Origin of the sequence: Microcystis sp. CS-574 (assembly GCF_028329095.1) — a bacterium.
Lineage (GTDB): Bacteria > Cyanobacteriota > Cyanobacteriia > Cyanobacteriales > Microcystaceae > Microcystis > Microcystis ichthyoblabe_A.
Window position 1 is genome coordinate 1 of the sequence record NZ_JAQMSY010000049.1, and the last position, 21,581, is coordinate 21,581.

23 protein-coding genes and 1 tRNA gene are annotated in these 21,581 nt (G+C 43.5%); 18 read left to right on the forward strand and 6 right to left on the reverse strand.

The genetic code is table 11. The features are described 5' to 3' along the window. The first annotated feature begins 97 nt into the window (after window positions 1–97). Window positions 98–334, forward strand: coding sequence for a CopG family transcriptional regulator (locus PN470_RS03330; RefSeq protein ID WP_045361284.1), 237 nt, complete (start codon window positions 98–100; stop codon window positions 332–334). After that, window positions 334–732 carry a type II toxin-antitoxin system VapC family toxin gene (locus PN470_RS03335; protein WP_002759214.1) on the forward strand — a complete coding sequence of 133 codons (399 nt, stop codon included), beginning with the start codon at window positions 334–336 and terminating at the stop codon, window positions 730–732. The genes PN470_RS03330 and PN470_RS03335 overlap by 1 nt, the downstream gene beginning before the upstream one ends. A gap of 223 nt (window positions 733–955) precedes the next feature. Here the strand turns inward: PN470_RS03335 and PN470_RS03340 are convergent, their stop codons facing one another. Continuing rightward, on the reverse strand, window positions 956–2,038 hold the full coding sequence (locus tag PN470_RS03340; protein WP_123230776.1) for a molecular chaperone DnaJ: 1,083 nt from the start codon (window positions 2,036–2,038) through the stop codon (window positions 956–958). A gap of 397 nt (window positions 2,039–2,435) precedes the next feature. On the opposite strand from PN470_RS03340, the gene PN470_RS03345 reads away from it, so the two are divergent. The 5 genes from PN470_RS03345 (at window position 2,436) to PN470_RS03365 (ending at window position 8,486) form a co-directional block, all read left to right on the forward strand. Continuing rightward, entirely contained in the window at window positions 2,436–3,794 is a 1,359-nt protein-coding gene (locus PN470_RS03345; protein ID WP_272103653.1) for a CmpA/NrtA family ABC transporter substrate-binding protein, read from the forward strand. A gap of 112 nt (window positions 3,795–3,906) precedes the next feature. Then, window positions 3,907–4,737 carry a nitrate ABC transporter permease gene (gene ntrB, locus PN470_RS03350; protein ID WP_272103686.1) on the forward strand — a complete coding sequence of 277 codons (831 nt, stop codon included), beginning with the start codon at window positions 3,907–3,909 and terminating at the stop codon, window positions 4,735–4,737. 69 nt (window positions 4,738–4,806) lie between these two features. Continuing rightward, window positions 4,807–6,825: an ABC transporter ATP-binding/substrate-binding protein gene (locus PN470_RS03355; protein ID WP_272103655.1), complete on the forward strand. Its 2,019-nt coding sequence runs from the start codon at window positions 4,807–4,809 to the stop codon at window positions 6,823–6,825. Window positions 6,826–6,904: 79 nt separating this feature from the next. Beyond that, entirely contained in the window at window positions 6,905–7,744 is an 840-nt protein-coding gene (locus PN470_RS03360; protein WP_002737031.1) for a nitrate ABC transporter ATP-binding protein, read from the forward strand. A gap of 268 nt (window positions 7,745–8,012) precedes the next feature. Continuing rightward, on the forward strand, window positions 8,013–8,486 hold the full coding sequence (locus tag PN470_RS03365; protein WP_002751476.1) for a phosphate-starvation-inducible PsiE family protein: 474 nt from the start codon (window positions 8,013–8,015) through the stop codon (window positions 8,484–8,486). 159 nt (window positions 8,487–8,645) lie between these two features. On the opposite strand, the gene PN470_RS03370 is transcribed toward PN470_RS03365, so the two are convergent. Both PN470_RS03370 and PN470_RS03375 read right to left on the reverse strand, forming a co-directional pair. Then, entirely contained in the window at window positions 8,646–9,167 is a 522-nt protein-coding gene (locus tag PN470_RS03370) for an SH3 domain-containing protein (RefSeq protein ID WP_271935900.1), read from the reverse strand. A 12-nt stretch (window positions 9,168–9,179) separates the two neighbouring features. Further along, complete coding sequence (locus tag PN470_RS03375) at window positions 9,180–10,685, reverse strand: AAA family ATPase (protein ID WP_002751478.1); 1,506 nt, start codon at window positions 10,683–10,685, stop codon at window positions 9,180–9,182. Window positions 10,686–11,283: 598 nt separating this feature from the next. Here PN470_RS03375 and PN470_RS03380 point away from each other — a divergent pair. The 4 genes from PN470_RS03380 to PN470_RS03395 all read left to right on the forward strand — a co-directional run bounded on the left by PN470_RS03380 (window position 11,284) and on the right by PN470_RS03395 (window position 14,643). Beyond that, on the forward strand, window positions 11,284–11,817 hold the full coding sequence (locus PN470_RS03380) for a hypothetical protein (RefSeq protein ID WP_002751481.1): 534 nt from the start codon (window positions 11,284–11,286) through the stop codon (window positions 11,815–11,817). Next, complete coding sequence (locus PN470_RS03385; RefSeq protein ID WP_103112644.1) at window positions 11,814–12,941, forward strand: DegT/DnrJ/EryC1/StrS family aminotransferase; 1,128 nt, start codon at window positions 11,814–11,816, stop codon at window positions 12,939–12,941. The genes PN470_RS03380 and PN470_RS03385 overlap by 4 nt, the downstream gene beginning before the upstream one ends. A gap of 181 nt (window positions 12,942–13,122) precedes the next feature. Then, window positions 13,123–14,103 (forward strand): DUF4351 domain-containing protein, encoded by a 981-nt coding sequence (locus tag PN470_RS03390; protein WP_002773319.1) that lies wholly within the window; start codon window positions 13,123–13,125, stop codon window positions 14,101–14,103. Window positions 14,104–14,142: 39 nt separating this feature from the next. Continuing rightward, a complete protein-coding gene (locus PN470_RS03395; RefSeq protein ID WP_103112645.1) occupies window positions 14,143–14,643 on the forward strand; it encodes a hypothetical protein in 501 nt (166 codons plus the stop codon). Window positions 14,644–15,009: 366 nt separating this feature from the next. Here the strand turns inward: PN470_RS03395 and PN470_RS03400 are convergent. Then, window positions 15,010–15,081: transfer RNA gene (locus PN470_RS03400), tRNA-Thr, on the reverse strand. 59 nt (window positions 15,082–15,140) lie between these two features. Here PN470_RS03400 and PN470_RS03405 point away from each other — a divergent pair. From PN470_RS03405 to PN470_RS03425, 5 genes are all read left to right on the forward strand, one after another. Continuing rightward, entirely contained in the window at window positions 15,141–15,395 is a 255-nt protein-coding gene (locus PN470_RS03405) for a DUF3493 domain-containing protein (protein WP_002751490.1), read from the forward strand. A gap of 221 nt (window positions 15,396–15,616) precedes the next feature. Then, a complete protein-coding gene (locus tag PN470_RS03410; RefSeq protein ID WP_103112647.1) occupies window positions 15,617–15,919 on the forward strand; it encodes an RNA recognition motif domain-containing protein in 303 nt (100 codons plus the stop codon). A gap of 473 nt (window positions 15,920–16,392) precedes the next feature. Continuing rightward, complete coding sequence (locus tag PN470_RS03415) at window positions 16,393–16,695, forward strand: RNA recognition motif domain-containing protein (RefSeq protein WP_271938913.1); 303 nt, start codon at window positions 16,393–16,395, stop codon at window positions 16,693–16,695. A 198-nt stretch (window positions 16,696–16,893) separates the two neighbouring features. Next, the gene (locus tag PN470_RS03420) at window positions 16,894–19,416 is read left to right on the forward strand and encodes a glycogen/starch/alpha-glucan phosphorylase (RefSeq protein WP_272103661.1); all 2,523 of its coding nucleotides are present in this window, start codon (window positions 16,894–16,896) and stop codon (window positions 19,414–19,416) included. A 180-nt stretch (window positions 19,417–19,596) separates the two neighbouring features. Continuing rightward, the gene (locus PN470_RS03425; protein ID WP_002736843.1) at window positions 19,597–19,878 is read left to right on the forward strand and encodes a hemolysin XhlA family protein; all 282 of its coding nucleotides are present in this window, start codon (window positions 19,597–19,599) and stop codon (window positions 19,876–19,878) included. A gap of 111 nt (window positions 19,879–19,989) precedes the next feature. Here PN470_RS03425 and PN470_RS03430 read toward each other — a convergent pair whose 3' ends face one another. Then, window positions 19,990–20,412: a type II toxin-antitoxin system VapC family toxin gene (locus PN470_RS03430; RefSeq protein WP_042790766.1), complete on the reverse strand. Its 423-nt coding sequence runs from the start codon at window positions 20,410–20,412 to the stop codon at window positions 19,990–19,992. After that, on the reverse strand, window positions 20,399–20,659 hold the full coding sequence (locus PN470_RS03435) for a hypothetical protein (RefSeq protein ID WP_002740817.1): 261 nt from the start codon (window positions 20,657–20,659) through the stop codon (window positions 20,399–20,401). Before PN470_RS03435 ends, PN470_RS03430 begins: the two co-directional genes overlap by 14 nt. Window positions 20,660–20,839: 180 nt before the next feature. On the opposite strand from PN470_RS03435, the gene PN470_RS03440 reads away from it, so the two are divergent. Then, the gene (locus PN470_RS03440) at window positions 20,840–20,998 is read left to right on the forward strand and encodes a hypothetical protein (protein ID WP_271938908.1); all 159 of its coding nucleotides are present in this window, start codon (window positions 20,840–20,842) and stop codon (window positions 20,996–20,998) included. A gap of 299 nt (window positions 20,999–21,297) precedes the next feature. Then, window positions 21,298–21,579: a type II toxin-antitoxin system RelE/ParE family toxin gene (locus tag PN470_RS03445; protein WP_002737336.1), complete on the forward strand. Its 282-nt coding sequence runs from the start codon at window positions 21,298–21,300 to the stop codon at window positions 21,577–21,579. Window positions 21,580–21,581: the final 2 nt, after the last annotated feature.

The following is a 21,581-nucleotide window of genomic DNA, read 5'->3' on the forward strand; positions in this document are numbered from 1 at the left end:
ACCGGCACCCCCCTTATCACGGGGGGCAGGGGGGATCGAACCTAAAGTCCATTTTTCATTTAATTATAACCAGCTACTTATTTGCTTAATTTAAGTTATGAACTTCAATCTTTATCTGGAAGATGAATTAAGTCAGCAACTACAGGCTTTATCTCACTCTACAGGCAAATCCCAGAATGCTTTGATTCGAGAAGCAATACAGCTTTTAATTACCACAAAAGAACAGTCTCAATGGTCGTCAACTATCCTTAATTTTCAAGGGGTAAGTGATGGTATTATTTTTGAAGCTTATAGAGAGGAACTTTCCCCACCTAGAGAAGATGAGGTGATTTAGTGCTGGTTTTGCTCGATACTTGTACGATTAGTGATTTTGTCAAAGGTGATAGCAACACTCTAGGGCAGATCAAAAATCACTCTCCTAGGGAAATTGCCGTTTCTGCGATAACTTTAATGGAAATCGAATATGGACTACTTCTTAACCCAGCGAAGGCAAAGAAAATAAGACCCATTCTTGACGAATTTCTTGCTTCTATCTCAATTCTTGCCTTTGGCAATCAAGAAGCCATTTGCGCCGCTCAAATTAGAGCAGCTCTCAAACAATCCGGCACTCCCATTGGTGCTTACGATCTGTTAATCGGTGCAACGGCGATTACTCATAATCTTAAATTAATTACGGCCAATCCCCAAGAATTTGCTCGTATTCAAGGATTATCGTGGGAGAATTGGCGTTAAAGCTAATCGCCTAACTAATTCGAGAATATATAGGGTTTGCTGAATAAATCTAAAAACCTTGTTGGATAAGGTTTTTAGACTTTTTTTCCCTCAAAAAGTGCCGACCATTGGAGTGATTGGGGGGAAAATTCAGGGACTTTTTCCCTGAAAATTAGGTAAAACCCCACACTCGGCCCCCAGGAAAAACTTTTTGCCGCATACCCTAAATATTGGCTTTCTCTCTTCAACGGCTGATTCCGCGAAGTTGCTCCAGAAGTTGATCAAGAATGTCTTCCATCTCTTCCGGGCTTCTGCCCATCCTGACCGGTCCGCGCAGAAACTCTTTAACCGTTATTTTTTTATCGCGGAAGTCACGGACAAAATTATAGACTTTTTCGGTGGATTGAACTTGTAATTTCATCTCCTCTAGCATTTGCTCAATCGGGTCGATGCCATCCTTCTCACAAGCGCGACTGGCCCTCACCATCTCGCCTTCCGGGGTATTTCGCACCGAGCGCAGTTCTCTTTTCAGGTTCTCGTATTGCTTTTTAAGTAGTTCGTTATTGGTTTCAACCCTCTCGCACTGTCGTTGGAGGTCGCTTTCCGATGAGCCTTCAACCGCGAAAGAGTCCCCCATTTGATGCTGTCGTTCGATTTCCAGCAGTCTGGCAATATCTCCCTCTTTATAGGCACGGTTGACTTCCTTCATAATCTCGTTGTGACGCATCCGAGTTTCGGGGTCTGTAACCTTGTCGGGGTGAAAAATCTCAGCCATTCTCAGGAAAGTGCGGCGTATTTGTCTAGATTCAGGAGATTTAGGCGAGCTTTCAGGTGATATCTCTGTTCCATCATCGTGACGGCCGTAGGAGTCTCCCCCAGAGAAGAAATCCTGCGCGGATTGCTCCGATGATCCTTCCGACTCTTCGTCTCCGAAAAGTTCGTCTAGTTCTTCATCTCCATCGTCAAATTTTGGGCTAATCACCCCCGTTAACTGAAGTGTCTCGTAAATTCCGAGAATCCTTTTTTTTGTCTGCTGCCCCATTTTTCTAGCAGTGAGGATTTCGTCAAAAAGGGCGTGTATTTCGCGGTCGAGGTCGGTAAGTTTTTGATAGAGGGGTTGCCCTCTCTGGAAAATCTCCGTCGCTAAGGAACGCATCTGGTCGAGGAATTTCTTCAGTTCGTTGCGTTTTCTGCCAATCTGCTTGAGGAGCCACTGATGCTCCTCCTCTAAAGCTTGGAGACGAAAATGTAGGGAAGACAGAGCCAAGGAAGGAGAGGTGGGCGAATCAGAGGAGTTCGGTGATTTCGGCTGTTTGGATCTGGTCATTACTTTGGGGTGAAAGCATATTGTCCATTCTACCAAGCCGCAAGGAACCGCATTCCTAAAACTCACCCTTGGCTCATTTTGTTGTTTCTCCCCACTTCCATCACCCCATCACCCCTGCTCCAGCGCCCTACGGAAACCTTTTTAAGTGGCTAGAAGCTAGATATATCAATGGTCTTAATTAATTCTTATCAATCGAATTAAATTTTTGTAAATAAAATTCTCGCTCGGATTAATTATTTTTTCCAAATTCCGCTAGACTTATTTAGTAAGTTCAATCGAGATTCAATATTCCATAGCTAAATTTCTATAGCACGGGCTAGAAGGGAAGTTTAGCGAGGGATTCCTTTACCCATAATTCAGCACACATATTTGCTTTAGCAGCAGGTAGGAGGATTCTATGTCAAATTTTTCGAGACGGAAATTTTTAACCACGGCGGCAGTTTCAGCCGCAGGGGCTGTTGTCCTCAAAGGTTGTGTGGGTAATCCCCCCGACAGTACGGGTGGAACCACCACCACCGCGCCCGCTTCCCCGGCAGCCTCTCCCGTAGCGGTGGCCCCCGGAGAGGCCCCCGAAACCACCAAAATTAAATTAGGTTATATCCCGATTGTTGAATCAGCACCTTTAATTATTGCCAAGGAAAAAGGCTTTTTTGCTAAATACGGGATGCCCGATGTGGAAGTCTCCAAACAAGCAAACTGGGGATCCGCTAGAGATAACGTCGAAATTGGGGCAGATGCGGGCGGAATTGACGGGGGACAGTGGCAAATGCCCATGCCTTACCTAATTTCTGAGGGACTAATCACTAAAAATAACGTTAAAGTCCCCATGTATGTGTTAGCGCAGTTAAACACCCAGGGTAACGGAATTGCGATTGCGGGTAAACACGAGGGCAAAAATATCGGTTTAGACCTAAAACCCGCCAAAGATTACATCCTCGGCATGAAAACGACGGGAACTCCCTTCAAAGCTGCCTATACCTTCCCGAAAGCTAATCAAGACTTCTGGATTCGTTACTGGTTAGCCGCCGGTGGGATTAACCCCGATACGGATATTAACCTAATTGCCGTACCCGCAGCCCAAACCGTGGCCAACATGAAAACGGGAACCATGGATGCGTTTAGTACCGGTGATCCTTGGCCGGCGCGAATTGTGGCTGATCAGATCGGTTTTATGTCAGCTTTAACCGCAGAAATCTGGCCCTATCACCCGGAAGAATACCTCGCTATCCGCGCCGATTGGGTGGATAAAAACCCGAAAGCCACCAAGGCCTTATTAAAAGGAATTATGGAAGCGCAGCAATGGCTCGATCAAGAGGCAAATCGGGCAGAAGCGGCGGCAATTCTCGCTAAACCGGCTTATTTCAACCTCAAAGAAGAAATTATCGCCGGTCCCCTCAAAGGAATGCAGAAAATGGGTGACGGTAAACCGGAAATCACCGACAAAAATAAAGGGGTTTTCTACTGGAAAGATCCCGCCGGTAGCGTTTCCTATCCCTACAAGAGTCATGATCTCTGGTTTTTAACCGAAAGTGTTCGTTGGGGTTTCTTGCCGAAAGAAAGTTTAACCACTGCCTCCGCCTTAATCGACAAAGTTAACCGCGAGGATCTTTGGAAAGCGGCAGCCACAGAATTAGGAGTTCCCGCAGCCGATATTCCCACCAGTACCTCCCGCGGTGTCGAGAAATTCTTCGATGGCAAGACTTTTGACCCCGCCAATCCCCAAGCTTATCTCGATAGTTTGGCGATCAAAAAATAGCGAGCTTTTACCGATAGGCTAGGGGCATAAAATATCTAGTCTATCAATCCCAAAAATGTTTTCTTCTCTCCCCAATCAAGTAACTTTATCTTCAACAAAGGAAAACGGCAAAATGGCAAGTAGCGTCAGCAGAACAGGTAAAGGTGGTTTCAACTTCAGTAAATTCTGGAAAAAGCATTCCCATGACATTCTTCCCCCCATTATCGGTACCCTGGGTTTTCTGATTGTTTGGCAATTAGTCTCGATGCTGGGATTAATCAAATTACCCCCCCCATCCGACCTAATCACCAATGAACGGACTCGTACTTATTTAATGTATCCTTTCTTTGATCGTGGGGGCATTGATAAAGGACTATTCTGGCAAACTTTAGCCAGTCTGCAACGGGTATTAATCGGTTATTCTTTAGCCGCAGTGGTGGGTATTGGCGTTGGGATTATGGTCGGTTTAAATTCTTTCTTAAATAAGGCACTCGATCCCCTTTTCCAATTCCTGAGAACAGTTCCTCCTCTTGCTTGGGTTCCCCTATCTTTGGCCGCTTTACAACAAAACCAACCAGCTGCTTTATTCGTTATCTTTATTACCGCAGTTTGGCCGATTTTGATTAATACCACCGTCGGTGTCCAACAAATTCCCCAAGACTATATCAACGTTAAACAAGTCTTGCAATTGTCCAGCAAAAAATTCTTCTTCAAGATATTAATTCCCTCGGCACTTCCCTACATATTCACTGGTTTGAGAATTGCGATCGGTTTAGCTTGGTTAGCGATTATTGCGGCGGAAATTGTTATGTCGGGTATCGTCGGTATCGGTTTCTTTATCTGGGATGCCTACCAAAATAACTACATTAGCGATATTATTCTCGCTCTGTTTTATATCGGTGGTGTGGGTTTATTGCTCGATCGCTTTATGGCTTGGTTGCAAAATCAAATCGTTCGTCAATAGGGAATCAATGGGGAGAGTTTCCCCATTTTCCAATAACTGAAACTTGAGGAAATTTAAGGAGAAAAAACTATGAGTTTGTTTGTCGCTGTCGATAACATTGATAAAGTATTCCCCCTCAGTGGTGGCGGTGAATATGTGGCCTTAAAAGGTATCGATTTACAGATCAAAAAAGGGGAATTTATCTCCCTCATCGGTCACTCTGGTTGCGGAAAATCCACCCTCTTAAACATGATCGCTGGTTTAGATTTGCCCACGGAAGGAGTGGTGACTTTGCAAGGTCAAAGCATTAAAAAACCGGGGCCTGATCGCATGGTAGTCTTCCAAAACTATTCCCTTTTACCCTGGTTAACCGTCAAAGAAAATATCACTCTGGCCGTCGATCAAGTTCTCACCCAACTGTCAGAAGAAGAAAGAAAAGCCGAAGTCGAAAAATATATCGATCTGGTCAATCTTCGTCATGCAGTGGATAAACGTCCCAACGAATTATCGGGGGGGATGAAACAACGGGTAGCGATCGCTCGCGCCCTAGCCATTCGTCCGAAAGTCCTACTTTTAGATGAACCCTTTGGGGCGTTAGATGCCCTGACTAGAGGTAATCTACAGGAACAGTTAATGCAGCTGTGCGAAGAATACCAAATGACCTCGGTAATGGTGACGCACGATGTGGATGAAGCGGTGCTATTATCCGATCGCATCGTCATGCTCACCAACGGCCCCGGCTCAAAAATTGGCGGTATTTTGGAAGTAGATATCCCCCGTCCCCGCAAACGGATGGAAGTGGTGGAACACCCCAGTTACTACAGTCTCCGGAGCGAGATTATCTATTTCCTCAACCAACAAAAACGGATCAAAAAACTACGCGCTCGCAAAGTCGAAGTAATTGCCCGTCACGGTTTAGAAAAAGTCAATCTAGAAATCGGTTTTGTTCCCCTCACCGCTTGCGCGCCCCTAGCAGTGGCCAAAGAAAAGGGATTCTTCACTAAACATGGTCTAGATGAGGTAAATTTGGTCCGGGAAACCAGTTGGCGAGGCGTTGTGGACGGGATCGCGGGGGGATTCCTCGACGGGGCGCAAATGCCTTCAGGAATGCCCACCTGGTTAACCGTCGGTGGTTATCAGGAGCAACCTTTGCCGATTGTCAGCGCCCTGACTATGACTCGTAACGGTAACGGTGTCACCCTCGCTAAACGCTTCTATGACGAGGGGGTGATTGACGGTAACGCCTTAAGACAGATGCTATTGGAATCGAGGGATCAGCGCCATATTTTTGGCATTGTTCACCCCTCCTCGATGCACAATTTGCTCCTACGTTACTGGTTAGCGGCAGCGGGAATTGACCCCGATAAAGACGTTCACCTCGAAACTATTCCCCCGGCCCAAATGGTAGCCGACCTGAAAACCGGTAGTATTGACGGTTACTGTGTCGGTGAACCTTGGAATCTCAGGTCCGCCATGGAGGGTATCGGTTACACCGTCGCCACCGACTTAGAAATCTGGCAGGGCCACCCGGGTAAGGCCCTGGGAGTCCGGGAAGATTGGGCCAATAAATACCCTAATACCCACGTCGCTTTAGTTAAAGCACTGCTGGAAGGTTGTCGCTACTGTGCCGAGGAAGGGAATCAGGAAGAAATTCGTCGAATCCTCGCCAGTCGTCAGTACCTTAGTACCAATATCGATTATATCCAACTGGGTGATCCCAACTCCTATGCGTGCAGTCTCGATCGACCGATGAAAGAATATGCACACCATCTGTTCTATGGAGATGGGGTAAATCGTCCCAGTCGTACCGAACACCTCTGGATGATGACCCAAATGGCACGCTGGGGCCACATTCCTTTCCCCCGTAACTGGGTAGAAATTCTCGAACGCGTCTGTCGGGTGGGTGTTTTTAGTACCGCAGCCCGGGAATTGGGTCTAGGGGATATTAAATATCGTCGCACACCGATCCTTTTATTCGATGGTATCGAGTTTGATGCCGAGGATCCGATCGGTTATCTCAATAGTTTAGAGATCAAACAAAACGTCACCATGGCCGAAGTGGCTATTGATGCTCGTCCTAGTGCCAGCGAATCCCGCAAAATTGCCTAAAAATCGACTAAGGGGATAATTCCTAACCAATTATCCCTAGCCATTGCTCCTATTATCTAATTTCCCCCAAAGACTAATCATGTACACCACCACCGACACCGTTAACCGAGTAACCCAGACCCCCACTAAAGAAGCTTTTGTTACCATTGAAGGAGTTTCTAAGGTTTATCCCACTCCCAGAGGCCCCTACACCGTCCTCAAGGATGTTAATCTCAGCATCAATGAAGGTGAATTTATCTGCGTGATCGGTCACTCTGGTTGCGGTAAATCGACCCTATTAAATATGGTGTCGGGTTTTTCTTCTCCCACCGATGGCATCGTTAAAGTTAACGGTAAGACAATTACTAAACCTGGTCCCGATCGCATGGTAGTGTTTCAAAACTATGCTTTATTGCCTTGGTTAAGCGTTTTTGAAAATGTCTATCTCGCGGTAGATGCGGTGTCTCCCAATGCTCCAGAGGCACAAAAACGCTCGATCGTGCGCGACCATTTAGCTATGGTGGGTTTAACCGAAGCTATGGACAAAACCCCTCCCCAAATCTCCGGGGGGATGAAACAACGGGTTTCGATCGCCCGGGCCCTTTCTATCCGTCCGGAAGTGTTGATTCTTGATGAACCTTTCGGCGCTTTGGATGCGATTACCAAAGAGGAATTACAGGAAGAATTGCTGAAAATCTGGCAAGATAAACGCTGTACGGTGTTGATGATTACCCACGATATCGATGAGGCTCTTTTCCTCGCTGATAAGCTGGTAATGATGACCAATGGACCAGAAGCGAAAATCGGCGAAGTGATGAATATTCATTTCCCCCGTCCCCGCGATCGGGAGAGAATTATGGAGGACCCTGAATATTATCGTCTGCGTAACTATGCCCTCGACTTCCTTTATAATCGTTTCGCTCACGATGATGTCAGCTAGATGTGAGCATTTGTATTAGTTTGGGGTGCGGTTGACTTAATAGCGATCGCACCTAGATTTTTTTTCTAGGGAAGCCTTCTTCAAGTAAAATTATTTCTAAGTAGGTAGATTTTAAAAATTGTCAGATACCCCCCTTATTAAGGGGGCAGGGGGGATCAACGCCCCCCTTATTAAGGGGGGATCAAGGGGGGATCAGCTTACTTATTAACTAAATAGAACAATTAGCAATAAAATACAATAATAATTTTTACTTTTTACTTAATTGATCATGCTCAAACAGATACGGAAACTACTTATCAATTTCGGTCAACAATGGCGCGATGAAGATTTCATGAGGTCGATTCATCTCATTGAAAACATAGTTTCTAAGGTTTTATCCGTAGCCTTAATTGTTGTTATTATTGTTTCTCTTTATGATCTAGTAGTTATCTTAATCCAAGATTTATTTACTACGGAACCCGTCGGTTTTTTTAGTAAAACTTTAATTGAAATCTTCGGATTATTTCTCAATATTTTAATCGCCTTAGAGTTATTAGAAAACGTCACTGCTTACTTAAGAAAACACATCGTACAGGTTGAATTAGTCGTAGTTACGGCTTTAATTGCCATCTCTCGAAAAATTATTATTTTCGATCCCAAGAAATACAGTAAAGATGATTTAATTGCGCTCACCGTGGGAACCTTAGCTTTAGCGGCAAGTTATTGGTTAATCAGAAAAGTTAATCGCGATAATCGCTCTTGAAGTAGTGGTTAAGTACCTAGACAGAATTAATCACAGATATTTTTTACTTCTGGAGTTGAGCAGTTCTGGGGTTCTCTCCTGCCAGAGTGTCAATTTAATTTTGTCCAATTACTGATTAGGGAAAGGGGTAGATTTAGAAAACCTAACCCTTATAAATATTTACTCGACTCTAGAAATATTACCCGCTTTAATCCAACCTTCGCGACCATCGGACAGACGCACGCGATGCCATTGCCCATCGCTGCTGGTTCCCACCACACTGACTTTAGTATTATAATCCAGACCGCCGAGACGAGTGGATTCACTGGTAGGTTCCGAGCGCAGACTTAAACCGCTTTGCCATGTCACCCGCGCTTGATAACCCTCGGATGTGGTTTCTTTTTTTGTTTCTTCGGGACTGGGTTTCGGGGCAGCTTTTGGTGCTGGGGCAGCTGTGGGAGACTCTTTCACCTCAGCTTGGGGTTGTTCTTGGACGGGAGTAGTGGGGATGGGAGAAGGTTTGACGGCGGCTTTTTCCTCCTTAGTTTCCTCTTTTTTCTCCTCGGTAAAGACGGGTTTAGGAGGATTAGAACTCATACCAGAGAGAAGTATATAGGCGACAGCAGTGGCCCCACCGACTAAAATGACCACTCCCAGGACAAAACCAACCATAAATTGTAATAAACCAGATAAACGCTTCATATTGGTGCTAAATTAACTGTTAGGATTAACATTAAAACGATCATCGCGAGAGGCTAAACGAGCTTTACCGGACTTGGCCCAATCCTGTAGAAACTGGATTTGTTCTTGAGCAGTGCGGGCTAGGGGTATAATCTGACTAGCGGCCTCAAGCACATCATCGGTGCTAAAGTCGCGATTTTGACTAAACCCGATGTGCATCGCTTCCACGATGGTTTGTTCGATTTCTGCCCCCGAAAAATCGGGAGTTTCGTAGGCTAGTCGCTTTATATCATAACTTTTTAGATTATGGGGCCGGACTTTCCCCAGATGAACGCTAAAAATCTCCTCGCGGGACTTTTGGCTAGGTAGTCCGACAAAAAATATCTCATCGAAGCGTCCTTTTCGCAACATTTCCGGGGGCAAAGATTGGATGTTATTAGCCGTAGCGACGACAAAAACTGGCGATTGTTTCTCCGCTAACCAAGTGATAAAAGTCCCGAAAACCCGTCCGGTGGTTCCTCCGTCGCCTTTTCCCTCCGCTCCGGCGAAAGCTTTATCGATTTCGTCTATCCACAGCACACAGGGAGCTAAAGCTTCGGCGAGATTAATCATCTGACGGGTGCGCGATTCCGATTCTCCCACCAATCCGCCAAATAAACGCCCCACGTCTAGACGTAGTAGCGGTAAGTGCCAATGATGGGAAATAGCTTTCGCTGTCAGGGATTTACCCGTTCCTTGAATTCCCACCAATAGTAAACCCCGGGGATTGGGTAAACCGTAGGCGCGGGCGCGTTCACTAAAAGCACCACCGCGACGAATCAGCCAATCTTTGAGATTATCTAGGCCGCCGATGTCAGAAATCTGCTCTGTGGCGGGATAAAAGTCCAATATCTGGGTTTGACGAATCGATTGGCGTTTTTCTGCCAAAATTAATTCCACGTCCTCTGGCTCAATTTTGCCGTGACTGGCTAAACATTTAGCTAAAACCCGACGAATTCTCTCTAGGGATAATCCTTGGGCAGAAAGCACTAATTCATCGAGGAGTGGTTCTTTGACGGGTTGTCCGGTGGCAGCGATTAATCGCTGAATTTCCTGTTTAATTTCTTCGCCACTGGGGAGGGGAAAATCGACGACGGTGATTACTTCTGTGAGATCCGAGGGGATAGACAGTTCGGAAGCGACGATAATTAGGTTTTTAGGCTGAGATTTCAGGGAACGGGCAAGATTACGCAATTTTCTGGCGATGGAAATATCTTCGAGAAAGCGCTGGAAATCGCGTAAAATCATGATGGCGGCGATGTTAGTCGGCAGCTTTTCGACGAACTCAAGAGCTTGCAGGGGATTACGCCGAGCAAAGTTCTCATTATTGGGATTATCTTGATAACCATCCACAAAATCCCAGACATAGACAGCACGGTTATTGCTCTGTTTGGCAATATCGGCGATCGCTTTTTCGAGACGTTCTTCTTCTAAGGTGGTAATATAGATGAGAGGATAGCGCGCCCGCAGCAGTAATTGAAATTCTTCACCAAAGCTCATAGCTATTCGTCTATAGTTTTTGCTATTTATATCATCATCAGAAAATATAGCAGTTAGCCGTCAGTCAAATAAGGATGGCAGGTAAGCCGTACACTACATTTTAAGATAAGTTAAGCTCGTCTATAAAAAGATTTTAAAAAAACCAATTTACGCTTGTATTTTTTTAAATGTATGGTATAATGTCATTGCCTTAATCGAGATTAAACCTGTATTAACTAAATCAATATCTTGTTAATTAGATTAAGCTTTAGTAAATTAAATCGGCCCATTAGGAGGGTAAGCCAATCTTAACAATCCTTGATCAAATAAACTTTATGTGAGTTGCTTACCCAGAGGCTGGTTCAGGCATATTTAAGTAGAATTTGCCATCTCAATTGTTAAGCAAAAATCAACCAAATGGGTCGAGTTCGTAACTATGATGATTGACTGGTATCACTTGAAATGCCGACGCGGATCACAAGTCAATTGTCAATAGCGTTTGAGATGCTCTCACCCTGGCCTATTAGGGGTAACAAAAGTTAGTCATAGGTTGGCCGTTTCTTTTCTGTAAATTAATTTCAGCCTTTCTCACAACCATTTCCTAAGGAGGGTTCAATTCATGTTTAAACTAGCTGCAGACTTTTTATCTTTGGATTTTCTCTGCCGACCAAATCAGAAAAATAAGCCAGAAAGTAAATTTAACTCTTTGCCAATTTCTCAAATCATGAAAGAGGGTAAAGTTTTAGCGATAATTCTCCGACGAGAGTTTAACCAAGAGGGAGTTCATTTCCTAACTCCCGACGATTTTTCCCAACAGTTGGCCTATATGAGACACCCGACGGGAAAAAGTATTATGCCCCACGTTCATAACAAAGTACAACGGGAAGTATTTTTTACCCAGGAAGTCTTAATTATCAAAAAAGGAAAACTGCGGGTAGATTTCTATGATGACGACCAAAAATATCTAGAAAGTCATATATTGAGAGATGGGGATGTGGTTTTATTGATCCAAGGTGGCCATGGTTTCCAAGTCTTAGAAGAAATAGAAATGATTGAAGTAAAACAGGGTCCCTATGTTGGTAATCAGGATAAAGCTCGCTTTACAGGAATTGAGGAAACCTTGGTTAAAATGGCAGGAGCAGAGATAGAATGAGTAGCTTTATTCCTGTCAATGAGCCACTACTTGCGGGCAAGGAAAAACAGTATCTTAACGAATGTATTGATAGCGGTTGGATTTCTTCGGAAGGTCCCTTCGTTGAGAAGTTTGAAGAAAAATTTGCCCTCGCTGTTGGGCGAAAGTATGCCGTTTCCGTGTGCAATGGTTCTATGGCCTTAGAAGCGGCCATCGTCGCTTTAGGAATTGGTTCGGGGGATGAAGTAATTCTTCCCACTTTTACCATCATTTCCTGCGCGGCCGCCATTGTCAAAGCCGGGGCGATTCCCGTGGTGGTGGACTGCGAAGCGCAGACTTGGAACATGGATATCGCTCAGATAGAGGCAAAAATCACGCCCCGCACTAAAGCGATAATGGTGGTTCATATCTACGGATTACCGGTGGCAATGACTCCAGTTTTAGAATTAGCTCAAAAATACGGTTTGAAGATTATTGAAGATGCGGCGGAAATGCACGGTCAAACCTATCAAGGCAAACCCTGTGGTAGTTTCGGTGATATCAGCATCTTTAGTTTTTATTCCAACAAACATATTACCACTGGGGAAGGGGGCATGATTGTCACCAACCAAGAGGATATTTTTGAGCGTTGTCGTTCCCTGAGAAATTTATATTTTCAGCCCCAACGACGTTTTATTCACGAAGAACTGGGCTGGAATCTGAGGATGACTAATCTGCAAGCGGCAGTGGGTTTAGCCCAATTAGAACAGCTAGAAACTTTTGTCCAGCGCAAAAGAAAAATGGGCAGACGCTACAGGGAATTATTGCAAAATATCCCCTGTCTAGAATTGCCTCTACCTCAAACTGATTATGCCGAAAATATTTATTGGGTTTATGGTATTGTTCTCAAAGATGAGGTTAACTTTGATGCTATGGAAGCGATGAAACGCCTCAAAGAACATCAGATTGGTACGCGTCCTTTTTTCTGGTGTGTGCACGAACAACCGGTATTTCACAAAATGGGATTATTGCAAAATATTTCCTGTCCCGTGGCTGAAAGACTGGCGCGCAGGGGTTTTTATCTGCCTAGCGGTTTAGCTCTCACAGACGAGCAAATTGAGCGAGTAGCCCAAGCAGTTCGGCAAGTTTTTGCTGAGGTTGGGTAGGGATGAAAAATTGATGAAAATTTTTTGAATAAAAACCAACTTTTATGGTAATTGGCATGGAAGGCAATATCGAGGATTTAATTTCTTTGTCTCCTAGCGCTGGTCATTGGAAAATCCTTGATAATTACTACAAAAAGGTATGAAGATAAGCTGAAGGATTCCTCGTTTATAATTATTAGGTATGAATAATGTTATTGACCATGATCGTTTATTTAAGGAATTAATTGCGACTTTTTTTGTTGAATTTATTCAGTTATTTTTTCCTGAGATTATCAATTATTTAGAGCTTAATCAGATCACATTTTTAGACAAGGAAGTCTTTACCGATGTCACGGAAGGAGAAAAGTATGAAAGTGATTTAGTCGCTCAAGTTCAATTTCGAGGACAATCATCATTTTTCTTAATTCATCTAGAAGCACAGTCTAGCTCTCAACCAGAATTTAATCGGCGAATGTTTACTTATTTCGCTCGTCTGCATCAAAAATTTGCCTTACCAGTTTATCCCATTGTCATATTCTCCTATGATCGTCCACAAAAAGAAGCAATTCGTCAATATAAAATTGAGTTTCCTGACTTAAAAGTGTTAGAATTTAACTATCAAGTTGTCCAGTTAAATCGCTTGAATTGGCGAGATTTTATCAATCAAGCTAATCCCGTCGCAGCCGCTTTGATGGCTAAGATGAAAATTGATGCTCGCGATAGAGCAAAAGTTAAAGCACAATGTCTAAGATTATTGGTAACATTAAGATTAGATGCCGCTAGAATGCAATTGATTTCAGGCTTTGTCGATACCTATCTCAATCTCAACTCGTCCGAGGAGATAGAATTTCAACAGGAGATTAGCACATTTATTCAACCCGAACAGGAGGGAGTTATGCAGATTACCACCAGTTGGATGCGCCGCGGTTTAGAACAGGGTTTAGAACAGGGTTTAGAACAGGGTTTAGAACAGGGTTTAGAACAGGGTTTAGAACAGGGTTTAGCAAGAGAAAGAAATCTAATTATTCGTCTGATTAAACGTAAGTTAGGAGCTATTGATGTGGCTCTAGAGAGTCGGATTATGACCTTGAATATTGATGATCTAGAACGAGCGGGGGAAGCTTTATTGGATTTTTCAACAGGGGAGGATTTAACTAATTGGTTAAATAATTTAGATGCTTAGTATTTTTCTATTAAACTTCACAGAAGGCTATTTATTATTATGGGTATAACTTTTGAAAATGCTATCCAACAAACTCAAGATTTACTAAGTAAAATTCAGTCTTTAGATACCGATACAATCACTCAAAAACTTACTGAGTTAGTCTCCACAGAAAATGGAGCTAGAGGATTCTTTGTTACTTATTTAACCAGCGATTTATCCTATACGGAACATCCTAGTTTGGAGGTAATCACCGCTTTAAAAACTTCCCCGACATTGGTGAATGAATTATTAGTTAAAAATCTGGTCATGTCCACGGCAATGGTCATCTATCATCGCAGTCAAGGAGACGAAGAAAATGCTCGAGGTTCTGAGAAAGTCCAAGAAAAAACCAGTCAACTAATTAAGCAGTTATTATCGCCAGCCTTGGGGGAAAAATTACGACAATTAGCTACCAGTTTAAACACAGGACAAGGAGAATATCAAGCCTTTCTAGAACGCTGGGGATATGACGATTGCCAACGTCAAGCGATCGCAGAAATCATTCAAACTTTTCTTTAGTAACTAGCTGATTTTTTCCCAAAGATTTCGCCCAAAACAGGGAATGATCGGTTAGAGGAATTAACTCTTTTACCTCTTGTTTGCTGCTAAAATGGCTTATTGAAGTCAATCGGCTCTCTTACTCTTGGTGTGATAAGTTTAACTTATATAAGACCGATCAATCTTTGTGTCCTTTGTGTCTTTGTGGTTCGTTCCATTCGCTCGCCAGTGGGAATGTATCTGAGAATAGATTTTACCCACCAAACCCAAGAGAGCCGCAAATCCCCGGCAAAGGCCTTAGGGGGTTTTGCCATAGCCGCCACAAAACCAAGGCATTTAACCACTGTACCAGTATTTCTTAGTCAACTTCCGGGAGGTAAAACCCCAAGCCGATGATGGGATTTGAACCCACGACCAATTGATTACGAATCAACTACTCTACCACTGAGCTACATCGGCACATTGCCAGTTTCCGATTATATCACGGACAATAGATACAAAGCTAGAAAGATTTTTTTATGAGCAAATCCCCTCGACTCGATCCCCAAAAATACGCCCGCTTGAAAGAGGAAGCGGCCAATCCCTACCGAGGTCTGCGGCAGTTTATCTATCTCGGTTTAGGTGCTTCTGGTTTTATCGGTGCGGTGGTTTTTCTGGCCCAATTAGCGGCAGGTAGGGACGTAGCCACCGCCTTACCCAATTTTGCCCTACAAATCGGTGTGGTGGCCCTGATGATTTGGTTATTTCGTCGGGAGAAAAAAGCTGGCGGTTGAGGGAGTAGCCACCGATAGCCAAAACAGTCTCTTCCCCTGAAGAATAAAAGTTAACATTAACTCCAGTCTTTTCGTGTTATGATCGGGCCGAGAGTCAAGATTGGTGTTCAAGTTCGTTTTCAGTATTAACTCGGTAAGTCTTTTACTTTAGTATTGTTCGGCTTCTCCCTGAATTTTGTGTCTCCACACCGTTTCGAGTATTGTTCGAGGATTCAAGTATTATGTCTATTTTTGTTGGTAATCTCTCTTACGAGATTTCCCAAGAAGATCTGGTCGAGGTCTTTAAAGACTACGGCGAGGTTAAAAGGGTTCATGTCCCCGTTGACAAAGAGACAGGCCGCAAACGCGGTTTCGCCTTCGTGGAAATGGTAAGTAAAGGCCAGGAAACCGCCGCAATTGAGGCACTGGATGGTGCTGACTGGATGGGGCGATCAATTAAAGTTAACCAGGCCCGCGATCGGGAAGAGCGCACAGAGCGCACGTCCTTCAATGGTGGTGGTGGTGACAGAAAAAAACGCTATTAAGCTTTTTTTGTAAATAATTGTGGGAGGGTGGACAGGGTTCACCCTTTTTTTGTCGTTAATTAGGGTTTGCGGCAAAAAGTTTTTCGTGGGGGCAGGGTGTGGGGTGTGGGGTGTGGGGTTTTACCCATTTTCAGGGGGTCAGTTACCTAATTTTCAGGGAAAAAGTACCTGAATTTTACCCCCGATCACTCCAAGGGTCAGCACTTTTTGAGGTAAAAAAAGTCTAAAAACCTTATCTAACAAGGTTTTTAGATTTATTCAGCAAACCCCAAGTAAACTATAAGGGATATCGTCATCAGATTCTGATCGGCGATCGACTCTTTCTGTGTTATGATCGAGGCAAGAGTCAAGATTAGTGTTCAAGTTCGTTTCCAGTATTAATCCGGTAAGTCTTTTACTTTAGTATTGTTCGGCTTCTCCCTGAATTTTGTGTCTCCACACCGTTTCGAGTATTGTTCGAGGATTCAAGTATTATGTCTATTTTTGTTGGTAATCTCTCTTACGACATTTCCCAAGATGATCTGGTCGAGGTCTTTAAAGAGTACGGCAACGTTCAAAGAGTCCATATTCCCGTGGATCGGGAGACAGGCCGCAAACGCGGTTTTGCCTTCGTGGAAATGGAAAATAAAGCCCAGGAAACTACCGCAATTGAGGCACTGGATGGTGCTGACTGGATGGGACGAGCAATTAAAGTTAACCAGGCCCGCGAGCGTGAAGAGCGCACAGAGCGTGCGCCCTTCAATGGTGGTGGTGGTGACAGAAAAAAACGCTATTAAGCTTTTTTTGTGAATAATTGTCGGAGGGTGAACAGGGTTCACCCTTTTTTTATCGGCAATTGCGATCGCAGATACGCTCAAAACCAATAGAAATCTAAATGTCTGAGTCTCTCCAAAAGGTAACAAGTAAACTATAAAGGATATCGTCATCAGGTCTGATCGGCGATCGACTCCCGAATATACGGACAACAAAAACCCATGGAGACAACCTCTACCCTAGCTGATGGGCGTGAAGCACTTCAATGCCCCACTTTAGTTGAAGACGATCGCACCGGCATGAGTCCCGAAACCCTAAAACGGGCTTTTCTGGACAATTTGTTTTATTTGCAAGGGGTTAACCGCACTAATGCCAGTCCCTACAATTACTATGTCGCCCTTGCCTACACCGTTCGCGATCGCCTGCTGCGTCGTTTTCTGAAATCCACCGACACCTACAAACAAGAAAAAGTTAAACTCGTCTGCTATTTCTCCGCCGAATTTCTCATGGGGCGGTATTTAGGTAATAATCTCGCTAATTTGGGTATTTACGACCTAATCAAAGAGATGATCGAGGAATTAGGTCTTGATTTTGAGGAAATTATCGAACAGGAACCAGATCCCGGCCTCGGCAACGGCGGTTTAGGGCGTTTAGCGGCTTGTTTCCTTGATTCTCTCGCTTCCTTGGAAATTCCCGCCATCGGCTACGGTATCCGCTACGAATTTGGCATTTTTCATCAAATGATCCAAGACGGTTGGCAGGTGGAAATCCCCGATAACTGGCTACGCTTCGGCAATCCTTGGGAATTACCCCGTCCCGATGAAAGTGTGGAAGTAAAACTGGGTGGCCGGACGGAAATCTATCACGATGATAAGGGACAGGAACGGGTACAATGGCTGCCGGAACGTCGGGTTTTAGCCATTCCCCACGATACCCCCGTCCCGGGTTATAAAACCAACACGGTTAACGCTTTGCGTCTCTGGAAAGCAGAAGCGAGTGAATCGTTTAATTTTGAGGCTTTTAACGCCGGATTATACGATCAATCCGTGGCTGAAAAAATGGACGCGGAAACCATTTCTAAAGTCCTTTATCCCAACGATAATACCCCCGCCGGTCGCGAATTACGTCTCGCCCAACAATACTTTTTTGTGGCTGCTTCCCTGCAAGATTTAATTCGCATTCACCTAAAAAGCCACAAAAATCTGCAAAATTTCCACGAAACCGCCGCTATTCAACTAAACGATACTCACCCCGCCATTGCGATCGCTGAGTTAATGCGTTTGTTAGTGGATGAAAACGGCTTAGAATGGTCAAAAGCTTGGGCAATTACCCAAAAAACCTTCGCTTATACCAATCATACCCTATTGCCGGAAGCCCTAGAACGTTGGTCGGCGGATCTGATCGGGAAATTGCTGCCCCGACATCTAGAAATTATCTACCTGATCAATCACTTTTTCCTCGACGATGTGCGGACTTGGTTTCCCGATAACGAGGAATTATTGGGCAAATTGTCGATAGTTGAAGAAGCTGGTTGGGGTAATAAACAAATTCGCATGGCTAATTTAGCCTGTGTGGGTAGTCACTCAATTAACGGAGTCGCTGCCTTACACACGGAGTTACTGCAAAAAGACACCCTGAAAGAGTTTGCCATGCTCTGGCCAGAAAAATTCTACAATAAAACCAATGGTGTCACCCCGCGCCGGTGGATTTTATTGAGCAATCCCCAATTATCGGCACTATTTACCGAAAAAATCGGCGATAATTGGTTAAAAGACCTGAAGGAATTGCGAAAACTGGAACAATACCTTGATGATCCTGAATTCCGTCAGCGTTGGTATGAAATTAAACAGGCGAATAAGGCCGATTTAGCGGCTTATATGCTGAAAACCCGCAATATCGAGGTGGATGTTAATTCGATTTTCGATGTGCAGGTAAAACGGATTCACGAATACAAACGCCAACATCTGGCAGTTCTGCACATTATCGCCCTTTATAATCGCATTAAACAGAACCCTCAGATCGATATTGTGCCGCGCACTTTTATCTTTGGTGGTAAGGCAGCCCCCGGTTACTTTATGGCGAAGTTAATTATTAAGTTAACTAATGCTGTGGCTGAAATTGTGAATAAGGATCCTGATGTCAGAGGTCGTTTAAAATTGGTTTTCCTGCCTAACTTTAACGTTTCTTTGGGTCAACGCATCTATCCGTCGGCTGATCTTTCCGAACAGATTTCTACGGCGGGTAAGGAAGCTTCCGGAACCGGTAATATGAAGTTTGCCATGAATGGCTCCCTCACCATTGGGACTCTGGACGGCGCTAATATCGAAATTCGCGAGGAAGCAGGGGCAGAAAATTTCTTCCTTTTTGGCTTGACAGCAGAAGAAGTTTATGCTAAGAAAGCACAGGGTTATGAACCGATGAGCTATTACAAAAATAATCGCGAATTGAAGGGAGTGATCGATCGAATCAAGAGTGGTTATTTTAGCCATGGTGACCAGGAATTATTCAGGCCGATCGTTGATTCTCTCCTCTACGATGACCAGTATATGCTTTTAGCTGATTATCAATCCTACGCTGATTGTCAGGAACAGGTAAGTGAAGCTTATCGCGATCGGGACAAGTGGACGCGGATGTCGATTCTTAACTCGGTTCGTATGGCTAAATTCTCTAGTGATCGCACAATCTGGGAATATTGTCAAGAGATTTGGAAAGTTAATCCGGTCAAGATTAGTTTAGAGGATTAAAAAACTCGGTCAAGTTCGGGTTTAGTCTTTGACTAGCCCGAATTTTGGAACCGTCGCCCCAAAAATGCTTTGTGAAAAGGATAAAATTTATTATTTTTTGCTATCCAAAAACTGGGTCAACACTTTTGAGTTTTAGGGTGAATGATTCGGGGAGCTTTTTGATTATGAGGAAAAATATAAATGTCAGTAATAATTGAACAAAACCTAGGGGAAATTTTAGCTCAAATTAATCACAAATTAGAGAATTTACAAAAAGATGTTACAGACATCAAAATTGAGTTAACAGAAGCTAAGGGGGAAAGACAGGTATTAAAGGTGGAAATCGATAACCTGAAGCAAGATGTTAAGGCAATTAAAGGTTCACAACAGGCTCAAATTTGGACATTAATTGGTATTTTAATTACGGCGGTAGGAGGGTTTTTAGTGGCAGTGGGTAGGTTTGTTATTTCCGGTAATCCTTAATTACAATACCGTCTAAACTATGATTGAGAGTGATTAAATGATCGACTATGATTAGATTGTTTTTAGACAATCACACAATCACAAAAATCCTATTCATTTGATTCCCAAGTACTAAGGATATTCTAAGAATAAATTTTGAAAAGTATGGTTATCCTGCCAGCGATAGATTGAAAAATCGCGACGATCTGACGTTAAAATTCTCCCGTGTCCTAAGTTTTCAGCTAATACTACTAATGAAGCATCAGCTAGATCCATTGGTATATCTTCATAACGGTCTATGAGTTGTTCCATTCGTCTAACATGATTTGATTGTAATTCAAATACTTCAAAACCACCTGCTAAGAAATTTTGAATAAATAGCAGTTGAGCATGATTACCGAGACGAGTTAGCAAAAGGTAACAAGTTTCGGTGACAACACACCAGGTTGTTATTAGGGGTTCTCGCAATCTTTGAATTACAAGCTGTGCTTGTTGATGATGATGATCTTGCTCATTGGCGAGGGCCAACCAGAAGCCTGTATCAACTATAATCATGTTTGGCTGACCATTCTTCCTTCAGGATAGTTTTATAGTTAGTAGAAAGATCGGGCGAACCTTGTCCACACCCAATAAAACCGCTTTCTTTCAGCACTTTAAGGGAATCTGAGTTGCGCGGGTGTAGTTTGGTATATTGTTGCTCAATAACTTGATTGAGCAGGGTAGTGATATCCTGATCGCTATGTTGTTGGATGTAGGCGAGTTTTTCCCTTTGTTCTTGGCTAAGATGAATGGTGATGTCCATAGTCTTTCTCCTTAATAATGTCTAAACTATGATTAGAATAATTGAACGATAAACTATGACTAGGTTATCCTTTGTCCTAGACAATCACGAATATTTATTGTATCACATTATATCATAGGGTTGGTCTCTCAAAAAAAAATCACAATCCATCACATAATCAGATCAATCACAGTACAGACAATGAATGAACAAGGCGGCCAAGCATATATTAATTTAATTGAACAGTTGCTCATTTGTGCTGATGATGAGGAACGAACTAATATTCTGCAAGCTAATATGGAATTGATTGACCCTCAATTTTTGCAGGTGATGGAAAACTATGCAACGGGGTTAGAATAATAAGGATACAATAATAACCATGCAGATTGATTTAACACAAAACTTTGGGCAATATCTCAACCCTCAAGCGAGAAATATAGAAGAATATGAGGTGTTTTTAACTGTTGGGGACATTGACAATAGGCTAAGGTGTTGTTAGTATATCCAACATGAAGGCTACCGCGCTCATTCTTCGTCGCGTCATCTTGGCCCCAGACGCATTCGCAGAAGTCCCTGTCTGGCCTGTTCCCCAACCAGTTCTGCCATTGGAGCATCCTTACGTCATATACTTAAAAGTAGGATAAGAAATTGTTTAGAGAGTGAGCCAAAACTTTAAAGATAAAGAAGCTCAAAAAGTTTTTGAACGTAAACATTCGCGTAAATTGCCATTAGATATCCAACAAGTGGCATTGCGAAAATTGCGGATGCTTAATCGTGCGGAAACCCTGCAAGATCTTCGTGTCCCACCAGCAAATCGATTGGAACGTCTGGTTGGTGACAGGGAAGGTCAATATAGCATTCGGGTTAACGATCAATGGCGAATTTGCTTTGTCTGGCAAAACGGTGATGCTCTAGACGTAGAAATCGTTGATTATCATTGAGG

Excerpts from the sequence above, each read along its gene's own strand:
- PN470_RS03355 (WP_272103655.1), top strand. The coding sequence starts at position 4,807 with ATGAGTTTGTTTGTCGCTGTCGATAACATTGATAAAGTATTCCCCCTC.
- PN470_RS03375 (WP_002751478.1), bottom strand. The coding sequence starts at position 10,685 with ATGAGCTTTGGTGAAGAATTTCAATTACTGCTGCGGGCGCGCTATCCT.
- PN470_RS03345 (WP_272103653.1), top strand. The coding sequence starts at position 2,436 with ATGTCAAATTTTTCGAGACGGAAATTTTTAACCACGGCGGCAGTTTCA.
- PN470_RS03420 (WP_272103661.1), top strand. The coding sequence starts at position 16,894 with ATGGAGACAACCTCTACCCTAGCTGATGGGCGTGAAGCACTTCAATGC.
- PN470_RS03430 (WP_042790766.1), bottom strand. The coding sequence starts at position 20,412 with ATGATTATAGTTGATACAGGCTTCTGGTTGGCCCTCGCCAATGAGCAA.
- PN470_RS03340 (WP_123230776.1), bottom strand. The coding sequence starts at position 2,038 with ATGACCAGATCCAAACAGCCGAAATCACCGAACTCCTCTGATTCGCCC.
- PN470_RS03405 (WP_002751490.1), top strand. The coding sequence starts at position 15,141 with ATGAGCAAATCCCCTCGACTCGATCCCCAAAAATACGCCCGCTTGAAA.
- PN470_RS03365 (WP_002751476.1), top strand. The coding sequence starts at position 8,013 with ATGCTCAAACAGATACGGAAACTACTTATCAATTTCGGTCAACAATGG.
- PN470_RS03360 (WP_002737031.1), top strand. The coding sequence starts at position 6,905 with ATGTACACCACCACCGACACCGTTAACCGAGTAACCCAGACCCCCACT.
- PN470_RS03380 (WP_002751481.1), top strand. The coding sequence starts at position 11,284 with ATGTTTAAACTAGCTGCAGACTTTTTATCTTTGGATTTTCTCTGCCGA.
- PN470_RS03390 (WP_002773319.1), top strand. The coding sequence starts at position 13,123 with ATGAATAATGTTATTGACCATGATCGTTTATTTAAGGAATTAATTGCG.
- ntrB (WP_272103686.1), top strand. The coding sequence starts at position 3,907 with ATGGCAAGTAGCGTCAGCAGAACAGGTAAAGGTGGTTTCAACTTCAGT.
- PN470_RS03330 (WP_045361284.1), top strand. The coding sequence starts at position 98 with ATGAACTTCAATCTTTATCTGGAAGATGAATTAAGTCAGCAACTACAG.
- PN470_RS03415 (WP_271938913.1), top strand. The coding sequence starts at position 16,393 with ATGTCTATTTTTGTTGGTAATCTCTCTTACGACATTTCCCAAGATGAT.
- PN470_RS03440 (WP_271938908.1), top strand. The coding sequence starts at position 20,840 with ATGAATGAACAAGGCGGCCAAGCATATATTAATTTAATTGAACAGTTG.
- PN470_RS03410 (WP_103112647.1), top strand. The coding sequence starts at position 15,617 with ATGTCTATTTTTGTTGGTAATCTCTCTTACGAGATTTCCCAAGAAGAT.
- PN470_RS03425 (WP_002736843.1), top strand. The coding sequence starts at position 19,597 with ATGTCAGTAATAATTGAACAAAACCTAGGGGAAATTTTAGCTCAAATT.
- PN470_RS03395 (WP_103112645.1), top strand. The coding sequence starts at position 14,143 with ATGGGTATAACTTTTGAAAATGCTATCCAACAAACTCAAGATTTACTA.
- PN470_RS03435 (WP_002740817.1), bottom strand. The coding sequence starts at position 20,659 with ATGGACATCACCATTCATCTTAGCCAAGAACAAAGGGAAAAACTCGCC.
- PN470_RS03385 (WP_103112644.1), top strand. The coding sequence starts at position 11,814 with ATGAGTAGCTTTATTCCTGTCAATGAGCCACTACTTGCGGGCAAGGAA.
- PN470_RS03370 (WP_271935900.1), bottom strand. The coding sequence starts at position 9,167 with ATGAAGCGTTTATCTGGTTTATTACAATTTATGGTTGGTTTTGTCCTG.